The organism is Halarchaeum acidiphilum MH1-52-1 (genome assembly GCF_000474235.1).
GTDB lineage: Archaea > Halobacteriota > Halobacteria > Halobacteriales > Halobacteriaceae > Halarchaeum > Halarchaeum acidiphilum.
The window spans coordinates 87292-98563 of sequence record NZ_BATA01000001.1 but is presented as its reverse complement, the minus strand read 5'-3'; the positions used below and the strand labels follow the sequence as shown (position 1 = coordinate 98563).

General features: G+C 69.2%; 12 protein-coding genes, 1 tRNA gene and 3 pseudogenes. 10 read left to right on the top strand and 6 right to left on the bottom strand.

Going from position 1 to position 11272, the window contains the following annotated elements; all coding sequences use genetic code 11:
- From AOZ13_RS15530 to AOZ13_RS00495, 4 genes and pseudogenes are all read left to right on the top strand, one after another.
- A pseudogene (locus AOZ13_RS15530) lies at positions 1–454 on the top strand (hypothetical protein); the annotation flags it as partial.
- 60 nt (positions 455–514) lie between these two features.
- The gene (locus tag AOZ13_RS00505) at positions 515–1861 is read left to right on the top strand and encodes an amidohydrolase (RefSeq protein WP_020222487.1); all 1347 of its coding nucleotides are present in this window, start codon (positions 515–517) and stop codon (positions 1859–1861) included.
- 49 nt (positions 1862–1910) lie between these two features.
- Positions 1911–2702 (top strand): hypothetical protein, encoded by a 792-nt coding sequence (locus tag AOZ13_RS00500; RefSeq protein WP_021779514.1) that lies wholly within the window; start codon positions 1911–1913, stop codon positions 2700–2702.
- Position 2703: 1 nt separating this feature from the next.
- Positions 2704–2910: a hypothetical protein gene (locus AOZ13_RS00495; protein WP_020221869.1), complete on the top strand. Its 207-nt coding sequence runs from the start codon at positions 2704–2706 to the stop codon at positions 2908–2910.
- A 4-nt stretch (positions 2911–2914) separates the two neighbouring features.
- On the opposite strand, the gene AOZ13_RS00490 is transcribed toward AOZ13_RS00495, so the two are convergent.
- Both AOZ13_RS00490 and AOZ13_RS00485 read right to left on the bottom strand, forming a co-directional pair.
- On the bottom strand, positions 2915–3946 hold the full coding sequence (locus tag AOZ13_RS00490) for a disk-shape morphogenesis protein volactin (RefSeq protein ID WP_020221870.1): 1032 nt from the start codon (positions 3944–3946) through the stop codon (positions 2915–2917).
- Positions 3947–4011: 65 nt separating this feature from the next.
- Entirely contained in the window at positions 4012–4950 is a 939-nt protein-coding gene (locus tag AOZ13_RS00485) for a DUF7139 domain-containing protein (RefSeq protein ID WP_020221871.1), read from the bottom strand.
- 99 nt (positions 4951–5049) lie between these two features.
- Here AOZ13_RS00485 and AOZ13_RS14290 point away from each other — a divergent pair, with 99 nt between their 5' ends.
- From AOZ13_RS14290 to AOZ13_RS00460, 6 genes and pseudogenes are all read left to right on the top strand, one after another.
- Positions 5050–5199 carry a hypothetical protein gene (locus AOZ13_RS14290; RefSeq protein WP_020221872.1) on the top strand — a complete coding sequence of 50 codons (150 nt, stop codon included), beginning with the start codon at positions 5050–5052 and terminating at the stop codon, positions 5197–5199.
- A 45-nt stretch (positions 5200–5244) separates the two neighbouring features.
- Positions 5245–5319 (top strand) — tRNA-Arg (locus tag AOZ13_RS00480).
- A gap of 334 nt (positions 5320–5653) precedes the next feature.
- Positions 5654–5851, top strand: a complete 198-nt coding sequence (locus AOZ13_RS00475; protein WP_044957710.1) for a XapX domain-containing protein — start codon at positions 5654–5656, stop codon at positions 5849–5851.
- A 48-nt stretch (positions 5852–5899) separates the two neighbouring features.
- A complete protein-coding gene (locus AOZ13_RS00470) occupies positions 5900–6271 on the top strand; it encodes a YccF domain-containing protein (RefSeq protein ID WP_020221874.1) in 372 nt (123 codons plus the stop codon).
- 224 nt (positions 6272–6495) lie between these two features.
- The gene (locus tag AOZ13_RS00465; RefSeq protein ID WP_020221875.1) at positions 6496–7047 is read left to right on the top strand and encodes an AAA family ATPase; all 552 of its coding nucleotides are present in this window, start codon (positions 6496–6498) and stop codon (positions 7045–7047) included.
- A pseudogene (locus AOZ13_RS00460) lies at positions 7044–7462 on the top strand (RNA-binding domain-containing protein). Before AOZ13_RS00465 ends, AOZ13_RS00460 begins: the two are co-directional and overlap by 4 nt.
- Here AOZ13_RS00460 and AOZ13_RS00455 read toward each other — a convergent pair.
- The 4 genes and pseudogenes from AOZ13_RS00455 to AOZ13_RS00440 form a co-directional block, all read right to left on the bottom strand.
- Positions 7463–8026 carry a magnesium transporter gene (locus AOZ13_RS00455; RefSeq protein WP_020221876.1) on the bottom strand — a complete coding sequence of 188 codons (564 nt, stop codon included), beginning with the start codon at positions 8024–8026 and terminating at the stop codon, positions 7463–7465. It lies immediately after the preceding pseudogene.
- Positions 8027–8596 (bottom strand): magnesium transporter, encoded by a 570-nt coding sequence (locus AOZ13_RS00450; RefSeq protein ID WP_020221877.1) that lies wholly within the window; start codon positions 8594–8596, stop codon positions 8027–8029.
- Between the two features lie 50 nt (positions 8597–8646).
- A pseudogene (locus AOZ13_RS00445) lies at positions 8647–9824 on the bottom strand (MFS transporter).
- 34 nt (positions 9825–9858) lie between these two features.
- Positions 9859–11253, bottom strand: a complete 1395-nt coding sequence (locus AOZ13_RS00440) for a signal recognition particle protein Srp54 (RefSeq protein WP_021779510.1) — start codon at positions 11251–11253, stop codon at positions 9859–9861.
- Between the last annotated feature and the right edge of the window lie 19 nt (positions 11254–11272).

Genomic DNA, 11272 nt, shown 5'->3' with positions numbered 1-11272 from the left:
AAACGCGGGAGTTCACCGCGTGCGCGCTCCTGATGCTCGTCGTCGTCGGCGTCATCACGCTCGTCGGGAACCGCATCGGCTACGACGGCGGCATCGTCGCCGCCGCGCCCGGAATGGCGCTGATCATCGTTATCGGACTCGCCAGCCTCCTGCTCGCGCGATTCGCCCCGATCGAACTCCCGGCGTTCGCCTACGCATGATCATCGCCTTCTGCCTCTCGCTCCCGTACTCGCCGGTGCAGGAGACGGTCGTCGGGCTGACGAAACCGATCAACTTCCTCGCGACGACGACGCCGATCCTCGCGTACGCCGGTCTCTCCGTCGCGTTGCAGGTCCAGCGGATGCGGGAGGTCTCGTGGAAGCTCATCCTCGTCGCCTGCCTCGTCTTCTTGGGCACCTTCTTCGGCTCCGCGATCGTCGCCCAGATCGTCCTCTCGGCGCAGGGGATCATCTGATTCCGACGGTATCACCCGCGGACCTACATCGTTATCACCGGTCCGGCGTGTCGTACGCTTGTGACTTCCGAACTCGACGACACGGAGACGGCCGCGCTGAAGGACGCCGCCTGTGCCGCCATCGACGAGCGGGCGGACGACCTCGTGGCGTTCGCGAGCGACGTGCAGGCCGAACCGGAACTGGGCTACAAGGAGACGGCGACGACGCGCAAGGTCGCCGAGGCCTTCGAAGATCTCGGTCTCGACGTCGAGACGGAGATCGCGGTGACTGGTGCGCGGGCGCGCGTCGGCGACGGCGAGTTCGTCGCCGCCGTCCTCGGTGAACTCGACGCGCTGGTGAACGCCGCGCATCCGCTCGCCGATCCCGAGACGGGTGCGGTCCACGCGTGCGGGCACCATGCCCAACTGACGAACCTCCTCGGTGCGGCTTACGCCTTCGCCGAGACGGACGTCCTCGACGGTCTCGACGCCGCTGTCGAACTCATCGGCGTCCCCGCCGAGGAGTACCTCGACCTCGAATACCGTCGCACCCTCGTCGACGCCGGCGATATCGAGTTCTTCGGCGGCAAGCAGGAGCTAATCAAGCGCGGCTACTTCGCGGACGTCGACTGCGCGGCGATGATCCACGCGGACGGCGACACGCCGGCGCGCTCCGTGCGCACGCGCGGGACGACGAACGGCTTCCTCGGGAAGACCGTCGCCTACGAGGGCGTCGCCAGTCATGCGGGTGCGGCCCCCGAGGACGGAGTCAACGCGCTGAACGCGGCGAACATCGGTCTGAACGCCGTGAACGCCCAACGCGAGACGTTCGCCGATGAGGACCACGTCCGCGTCCACCCGATCATCACGAAGGGCGGCGGCGGGGTGAACGTCGTTCCTGCCGACGTCCGCGCCGAGTCGTACGTGCGCGCGGCGTCCGTCGACGCCGTCCTCGACGCGAACGAGGACGTGAATCGGGCCCTCGAATCCGGTGCGATGGCCGTCGGTGGCGGTATCGAGATCGAGGACTACCCCGGCTATCTCCCCTTGGAGACGAGTGCGACGCTCGCGAACGCCTACGAGGATGGTGTGCGACGCGTTCTCGGTGAGGAGGCGCTTGATGCGACGCCGCATCACACGACGGGCTCGACGGACATGGGCGACGTGACGCAGGTCGTCGCGGGCATCCACCCGCATACCGGCGGCTGGGAGGGCGCGCTCCACGCTGACGACTTCGCGGCGGTCGACGAGGAGATGGCGTACGTTGCGCCCGCGAAGGTGACGGCGTGCGCGCTCATCGACGTGCTCGCCGACTCCGACGCCCGCGCCCGCGTTCGAGCCGCGAACGAGGACAAACGCGGCCGCGAGGAGTACCTCCGGGCGGTGCGCGCGATGCGCGAGACGACCACGGCTGACTACTTCGCCTGATCGCTCGCTGACGCCTAGTTATTTGGAGCCGCGTCGCCCCCGTGCGGGTATGGCGGAACTCGACATCGGGGCGTCGCAGGCCGAGTATCTCGAGGAGCTGCGCGAGGCGCTGGCCGACGAGCACCTCGACGGCTACGGGGCGATGCGTCCGCGCGACGCGCTCCAGTACCTCATCGACCGACACGAGGCCACGCGGCCGGCCGACGACCTCGTTCCGGACGTCGAGTCGCGCGCGGCGGACGGCGCGGCGGCCGACGACGAACCGTCCGTGGCGGGCGACGACACGCTCGTCGACGCCCCGGGCGTGACGCCGGTCGAAACGACCGGATCGGACGACGAGACGGCGTCGATGCCGGAGACGAGCGGGGAAGCGCCGTTGTCGCCGGACGAGGCCGCTGCGGCGGTGGCGGACGCGGACGCGGACGCGGACGCCGCGTCGAGCGCGAGCGCCGACGCGACTCCGGACGCCGCGGGCGGGGCGTCGGCGGACATCGATGGGGGAGGGGATCGCGGCGAGGAAGCGGATGGCAGCGCGGACACGGGGATTGATGCCGACGAGGAGACCGATGCCGATGAGGACGCGTCGGCGGCCGACTCCGGGCGCGACAGCGGGGGTGCGGGCACGACGACTGCGACGGCGGTCGCGGACGACGCGTCGCCGTCCGGACCGTCGGGGAGTCCGCTACGGCAGATGATGGCGCTGCTGGAGGAACACGACGACGCGTGGGAGGAGGTCGATTCGAGCGACGGGAAGTACGTCGTGACGCTCCCGGACGGGTCGAGCGAGCACGCGCGGACGCGCGACGACGTGCGCGCGCTCCTGTTCAAACACTACCGTTAAGATGGCGAACGACCGCGACGACGCGCCGGGGACGTGTCCGCGCTGCGGTGGCGACTTAGAGGCGCTCGTCTTCGACGGCGCGCGCGCGGTCGTCTGCGACGACTGCGGATTCGCGGACGTGCCGGCGGATCTCTCGCCGCCGGAACGCGCCGACGAGGAGTCGTGGGCGTCGATCCTGCGGCGCTACGGGCGCGAAAACGACGAGTAGCCTCTCACTCCTCGGCGCTCGCCGCGTCCGCTGCCTCCGCCTCCTCCGCCTCGCGCTCGCCCTCCTCGGAGCGGGCGGCGACGAGCGCGCCGCGGGCGACGCTGTAGAGGGGCTCGCGGGCGCGGCGGACGCCGCTGACGCTGAAGGGGATGTCGGCCTCGCGGAGGCGCTCGCGGAAGAGACCCTCGAAGCCGTCCGGACTGGCGGTGCCGCCGGTGACGACGACGGGCACGTCGAGACCCTCCTCGACGTCCTCCTCGTCGACTTCCTCGACGACGTTCTCGACGACGTAATCGAGGAGGTTCTCGTAGTAGATGCCGAGCGCGCCCTCGATGCCGCCGACGTCGCTCGTGAAGTCGAGGTGGAAGTCGTCCTCCTTCGTCGTCGTGACCTTATCGACGGGCGTGCCGGTGGCGCGCGCGGCCTGCTCGTCGATCCAGTCGCCCCCGCGGGCGATGGAGAAGCGCATGACGGGCACCGCGTAGTAGGAGAGACAGACGTTCGTCATCCCCGCGCCGAAGCTAATTCCTAGGCCGGTGAAGTCGTTCTCGGCGAGTTCGCTGTAGATGACCGCCATCCCCTCGTTGATGGGTTCGGGATCGTAGCCCATGTCGCCGAGGATGGATTCGAGGGTCTTCTGGTGGTAGAGCGTGGAGAGATCGGAGTCGATGGGGTCGGCGGGCGTCGAGAAGAAGAGGCGCTCGCCGGGGTGTTGAGGCTCGTCGACGACCTGCTGGAGGATGAGCTTGATCATCGGAATGGCGGACTTCTCGTCGGAGGAGAGGATGCCCGCCTTCATCGGACGCCGCGTCTCGCGATTGAAGATGTTCGCGAAGTTGAGGGCGTCGTCGCCGACGACGTACACCTTATCGCCCTTCTTGATGTGGAGGACGTCGCTGCGCGAGAGCATCTGGTCCGCCATATCGCTGTAGTCGAGTTCGACGAACGAGTTGCGCTGCTGGACGAACACCGTCTCCGCGCCCTCCTGTCGCGCGGAGATGAGGTTCATCGTGCCGACGTCGAGACCTTTCGCCATGGTTGTTGGTCGAAATCTGCCGACTTAAAAGTATGGCCACCGAGTCGATATCCTCCTCTCCCACGTCAGCGCCCGAGGAAGGACTTCATGCGATCGACGACACCCTCGCCGTCCGCGGTCGCGACCTCCTCGGCCTGCTGTTTCTTCCGGAGTTCTTGCAGTGCCGCGACCTGATCGTCCGCGCCCTCCCCCGTCGCCTCCTCTGGCTCCTCGTTGCCGCGGAGCTTTTGCAGGCCGCTCACCGCGGTATCGACGCTCTCGCTGCGCGAGACGTTCGCGTTCTCGGGCGTGAGATTCGAGCGCTCGACCTCCTCCTCCTCGCCCCCGGTACCGAGATTCAGCCGCGTCGTCTTCGTCTTCTCCACGCCGCCCCACGAGAGCTCGGAGGTCGACATCGCGTCCTCGATGTCGCGCTCGACCTGCTCGTCGGTGACGGTCCCCTCGCTTTCGGCGCTCGCCGTGCCGCCGTCGCTTCCGCCATTGCCGCCACCGCTACCGACCGCGGCGCTTCCCGCCTGCCGCGCGCGTTCCACGCGGTCGGTGACGAGTCCCGCACCGCCCGCGCCGACGAGCACGACCAGCCCGACCGAGTAGACGAGGACGCCGAGTGTGCTGTAATCGGCCGTTCCTTGAACGTTCCAGTGCTTCGGGTAGCTCGCGACGAAGACGCCGACGCCGACGAGGCAGACGACGGCGCCGAGTCCGGCCGCGTACATCGCCCGGCGATCGACCGGGAGCAACACGGGGATGCTCAGCAGGAACGCGGGAAGCCCGACGAGCGCGAGCGTGCCCGCGACCTCGCGCAGCTGCCAGTGGAAGAGGACGCTCGCGGGCACCGTCGAGGACCACCCGAACACCACTGCGCCGAGGACGCCGAGCGTCACGCCCGCGAAGAACAGCCCGAACCCGACGTAGACGTCCACCAGTCGCTCCGGCTCGCCGAGATACCGGCGGTACACCCGGACGAGTTCGTCCGTCACCCGCTCGGTCGTCTCACTCTCCATGCCCACACGTCTAGCACCCGGCGTTAAGACTGTTCGCCAGCGCGCCCCGTGTGCGGATCGGGCGTATGATTTAAGCCCCTGTGTGTTATTGTATAACACATGCCAACGCTCGCATGCCCGAACTGTGACCGCGGTATCGCCCGAGACGAACTCCGCGCTCGAACCGTCCCACAGCCGAGCGGATTCGGGACCAACTACCGCTGTCCGTTCTGTCGGGGGAACTTCGAGAACGTCGCCGAACTCCTGTGAGAGCCGTCCCGAACGCCTTTTGTCCCTACCGACGTACGAGTCGGTAGGCACGTAGCTCAGCTCGGATAGAGCGTCTGGCTTCTAACCAGAAGCGCGGGGGTTCGAATCCCTCCGTGCCCGTTTCTGTCGCGAGCGGCGCGAGCGACGAAACGGCACGTGGGATTCGAAGCAGTGAGGTCGCGCGCAGGTACGAGCACGTCCGACCGCGGTTCGAATCCCTCCGTGCCCGTCCGTCTTTTTCCTCGTCGGATTTCCTCGCTCACTCCGTTCGCTGCGGGAATCACTCCTCGCAAAAACACGGGAGAAAAAGGCCGGTCGCCGGAGACGACCGGTGAAACTCGCGCGGAGCGCGAGTACACCATACCGCGATCCGCCTGCCGTGGGCCGCTACGATCATCGCGCCCACGCGTCGTCCTTCGGCGTTCTTTTGATCGCGCTCTCCCTCCCGTCGCGCATGAATACGACACTCGTCGTCGCCGCTCTCCTCGTCGGTGTCGCGACCGGCGTGGTCTTCGCCGGTCTCCGCGTGCCGCTCCCCGCACCGCCGTCGCTGCCGGGAGTCGTCGGCATCATCGGCATCTACATCGGCTATCGCGTCGTCGAGGCCACCGGTCTCGGCTTCGACCTGCTGGGCTGGCTCGGCCTCGGCTGACTGCGGCGGCCACCGACGCTTTTCCTCTCGCCACTCCTTCGCTCACGTATGGCCGAACAGCGCTCATTCCTGACTCGCGCCCTCTGGTTCGTCGTCGTCGGCTGGTGGGCGACGCCGATCCTCGTGAACGTCGCGTGGCTCTGCAACGTCACCGTCGTCGGCATCCCGATCGGCATCACCCTCATCAACCTCGTCCCGACCGCGCTCACGCTCAAACAGCCCCGCGACCTCGACGCCGCGGCCGGCGGAAGCCAGCACGGTCTCCCCCGTCGCGCCGTCTACTTCGCCCTCGTCGGCTGGTGGGCGAGCCTCATCTGGGCGAACGTCGCGGCCTTCCTCGCCGTCACGGTCATCGGTCTCCCCGTCGCCATCTGGATGTTCGATCGGCTCCCGTACGTCACGTCGCTCTATCGCTTCTAGCCCGTCTTTCTCTCCCTCGGTCCAGAAACACGGTCCACGCGAGCAACGCGAGCGTGGGATCGGGGAGGCCGAAGGTCTCCCGGAGGAGAAAATTGCCCGCGAGCCGTCGGCTCGCGGTGGGTACGCTGACGACACCGGGTCCACTGCCGCACCGTCGGACGTGTTGCGTAGCACGTTCCGGCCGGATGCTTGGCTTTAAACGCCCGTCGCGGCTATCTGCCCCCATGACTGTCATCGGTATCGTCGGTCTCCCGGGGAGCGGGAAGAGCGAGGCGGCGGCGGTCGCGGCGGACCTCGACGTTCCCGTGGTGACGATGGGCGACGTCATCCGCGCGGCGTGCGAGGAGCGCGGACTCGATCCGGCGACCCACCACGGCGAGGTGGCGCGCGCGCTCCGCGAGGAGGGCGGCGTCGACGCCATCGCGACGCGCTCGCTCCCGATCATCGAGGACGCGCTCGACGACGGCGACGTCGTGCTCGTCGACGGCATCCGCTCGGACGCGGAAGTCGAGCGCTTCGAGGAGGCGTTCGGTGACGACTTCCTGCTCGTGAACGTCCACGCGCCCTTCGAGGTGCGCCGCGAGCGCCTCGGGGTCCGCGGGCGCGACGCTTCGAAGGCAGAGGGTGGCGAGAGCCTGCGCGAGCGCGACGAGCGCGAGCGCGGCTTCGGCATGGACGCCGCCATGGATGCGGCGGACGTCACGATCGAGAACACGGGCACGCTGGAGGCGTTCCACGACCGCGTGCGCGAACTCCTCCGGGAGGCGGGCGCGTGAGCACCGTCTACAGCGTCGACGTCGAGATCCGCGCGCCCGTCCAGCCGACGGAGGTCCCGGATCGGGTCGCGCGCGCCGTCGAGACGCTCTTTCCGAACGCCGATATCGAGGTCGGTCCCGAGGCGGTCGTCGCCTCGACGCACGAGCTGGAGGCGTTCCGCGAGGCGCTCTTCGAGCAGCGCATCCTCGACACCGCGCGCTCCGCGTTCCTCGACGGACGCGACGAGGACGCTTCGCCTTCGACCTGAAGAAGCAGGCGGCGTTCCGCGGCGTCGTCAATTTCTCCGTGGGTAGCCCCGCGGAACTCGGCGATATCCACGTCGAGGTGACGGTGCACGAACCCTCGGTCGATGCGTTCATCGCCTCCCTCGCGCCCGAGACCGAGGAGGGCGAACCGATCGACGACGCCGAGTGATCAGGCGACGAGCACCTGTACGACGGCGAAGAGGACGACGACGCCGAGGACGTCGCAGAGGTTGGTGACGACGGGGATGACGACGTCGTCGGGATCGAGTCGGAGTCGGTAGGCGGCGTACGTCGCGGCGACGGTGACGACGACGGCGAGGAGGGCGAGCGCCGCGCCGGACGCGAGCGAGACAGCGACGACGGTGAGGACGCTGAGGTCGGGATGGCCGCCCGTGAGTACGGTCGCTCCCCACGCGCCCGCGCCGACGACGGGGAAGACGCTGAGCGCGAGCGTGACCGTCGCGAGCGCGTTGCCCGCGAGGTCGTCGTCCCTCGGATCGAAGGAGAGCGTCCCGAGGTGGAGCGCGGTGGAGAGCCGCGAGGCGAGGATGCTCCCGAGGTTCCCCGCGGTCCCGATCGTGACGGGGACGAGTACGAGGAGGCTCGGGTGTCGATAGAGGGTGTTCTCGAAGCTCCCGAGTACGAGACCGCTCCCGATCTCGACGGCCGTCAGGCCGAGCAGTACGGGGAGGGTCGCGCGCGTGATCGCCGAGACGGTCCACTCCTCCGGCATCTATCTCACCTCGAGGACGAGTCGGACGGCGACGACGAGGAAGGCGAGACCGAAGACGTCGCCGATGGTGGTGACGAGCGGGCCGACGAGCGCGTCCGGGTTGTACCCGCGGCGGAAGCCGACGAACACGACCGCGACGACGGCGCCCGTGAGGACGAGTCCGGAGAGGAGACCAGCGATGAGCGCGACGGCGACGAGGACGCCGAGACCCGCGACCTCGCGTCCGAGCGCGAGGAGCACGCAGAACGCCAGTACCGCGGCGAACACGGAGGCGAGGAGACCGTTCGCCATCGCGGCCGCCCCCGCGGCGAGGAGTCGATCGTCGGCCTCGAAGTGGGGGCGGACCAGCCCCTGATGGAGACCGGTGGCGAGGCGCGCGCCGAGCGACCCGTAGACGTTTCCGCGGGTCGCGAGCAGCGCGGGCACGCAGACGATGAGACCGGGCACGAGGCGGAGTTCGGCGCGCATCCCGCTGAGGACGACGCCCGAGAAGAGCCCCCCGATCATGCTCGCGACGAGCGCCGGTGCGGCCTCCCGGTAGGCGTCGGCGGCGACGTCGCGGATGCTCACACCGATACCAGACGCGGCGGTCCGTAAAATATCCCGGCCGTTTCGATCCCTCACTCCGCGGCGAGGAGCGCGCCGGCGCCGACGGCCGCGACCGCGAGCGCGACGCAGAGGACGTCGAACGCGGCCGCGAATCCCGCGCGCGTCGAGAGGACGCCGACGACGCCGGGTGCGAGCGCGCCAGCCCCCATTAGGACGGTGCGGACGACGCCGAGACCGCCGCCCGCGACGTCCTCGGGCAAGAGGGCCATCAGGTACGCGCCCCGGACGGGCCGGAAGCCGTGGCTCCCGAGACCGAAGACGACGACCGATCCGACGAGACCGACGAGTCCGAACCCGCCCGCGCCGAGCGTGAGCGCGAGCAGCCCGACGGCGGCGAGTGCGAGCGTGCCGGCGACGACGCGGAGTGCCCCCACTCGGTCGGCGACGTCGCCCGTGACGGTCTGGACGAGGCTGACGACGAACAGCCCGCCGTAGACGGCGCTCGCGGTCGCGGGCGCGAGTCCGGCCCATTCGAGGTACTGCGGGAGGAACGCGACGACGCCGTTGTAGGCGAAGGAGAACCCGACCGTGACGCAGACGAACCCGGCGAACGCGGGGTCACGAAAGAGCGCGGCGTAGCGCCGGAGCGAGACGCGCGCGTCGGTCGCGGCCGTCGATGTCGGCTCGCGGGCCCGCAGTCGCCCGTAGGAGAGCGCGACGAGCGCGAGACCGACGACCCCGGCCGCGAGGAAGCACGCGTGCCACGTGACGCGCCCGGACGCGAGGCAGAACGCGACGGCGGCGGGCGCGGCGACGCCGCCGAACGCTCCCGCGGTGTCGAGGATGCCGAGCGCCCGGCCGGTCCGCTCGGTGTACACCGCTGAGAGCAGGCCGACCGCGACGGTCTTGTGGACGCCCGTGCCCGCACCGATGAGCACCATCGCGCCGAACAGGACGAGAGCGGGGACGTCGCCCCAGAGCGCGAGCGCGGCGACGGCCGCCGCACCCGCACCGAGCGCGATCACTCGCGCCGCACCCACGCGATCGGCGAGCGCGCCGCGGGGAACTGGCAGAGCGCGTAGACGAGCATCATCGCCGTGAACGCGAGTCCGAGCGTCGCGTTCGAGACCCCGTAGCGCGCGCTCAGCGTGCCGAACAGCGGGGGGAACGCGTACCGGAGGGACTTCGCGAGGAACCAGATCGCCGCCGTCGCCGCGAGGGCGTCCAGCGAGCGGAGGCGTCGGCGCACCCCGGGAGATGCGACCGGACGGGGGAAAAGGCTTCTAGTCGCCGAACGGACCCATGCCGCCCATGCCGCCGCCACCGCCGCCGCCGCCGCCCTGCATCTTCTGCATCATGCGCTGCATGTCGCCGTCGCCCATCCCTTGGAACTGCTTCATCGTCCGGGCCATCATCTTGTGTTGCTCCAAGAGCTCGCGGACGGTCTCCTCGCCCTGTCCGGATCCCGTCGCGATGCGGTGGATCTGCGAGGCGCCGATGGCGCGCGGGTTCTCGAGTTCCTCGTCGGTCATCGAGTCCATGACGACCTCGAAGTTCCGCATCCGGTCCTGCGTGACGTCCATCGCGTCGTCGGGCAACTGGTCCATGAGGCCGCCGCCCATCCCCGGGATCATGTCCATCACCTGATCGAGGGGACCCATGTTGCTCATCGCGCTCATCTGCCGCTGCATGTCCTTCAGGGTGAACTCCCCCTTCAGCATGTCCTCGGGATCCCAGTCCTCCTCTTCCTCCCCGGTCTCCTCCATCGCGCGCTCGACGCGCTCGGTGAGCTGCTTGAGGTCGCCCATCCCCAAGAGCCGGGAGATGAAGCCGCTCGGCTCGAAGCGCTCGATGTCCTGCACCGTCTCGCCGGAGCCGAGGAACGCGATGGTCGAGTCCGTCTCGTTGACGGCCGTCAGGGCACCGCCACCTTTGGCTGTGCCGTCGAGCTTCGTGATGACGACGCCCGAGACCCCCACGGAGTCCTCGAACTGCTGGGCTTGGTCCTTCGCGCCCTGCCCGATCGCGGCGTCGAGGACGAGCAGCGAGCGGTCCGGCTGGACGACGGACTCGATCTCCTCGATCTCATCGATGAGGTCGGCCTCCAAGGCGTGGCGGCCCGCGGTGTCGACGATGCGGACGTCCGCGTCGGCGGTCGCCTCCAGACCGTCACGGGCGATCGTGACGGGATCGTCCTCGTCGGGATCGCCGTAGAAATCGACCTCGGCGCGCTCGCACATCTGCTTCGCCTGCTCGTAGGCGCCGGGGCGGAAGGTGTCGGTCTGGATGACCGCGGGGCGCAGGCCCTTCTTCGAGAACCACCACGCCATCTTCGCGGCGGTGGTCGTCTTCCCCGACCCCTGCAGGCCGGCGAGCATGATCGTCTGCTCCTCTAAGGGGAGGTCGGTCGATTCGCCGACGAGGTCGACGAGTTCCTCGTAGACGATGCGCAGGACGTGATCGCGCGCGGTCGTGCCGCCCGGCGGCTCCTCCTCCAGCGAGCGCTCCTTGATGGAGTCCGAGAGTTCCATCACGAGCGAGACGTCGACGTCAGCCTGCAGCAAGGAGCGCTGGATCTCCTTGACGACCTTCTCGACGTCTTCCTCATCGATACGGGACTTCCCCCGGAGCGAGTCGAGCGTGCCCCTGAGCGAACTCCCGAGGTCGTCGAGTACCATTTGTCCCACGTAGGGACCG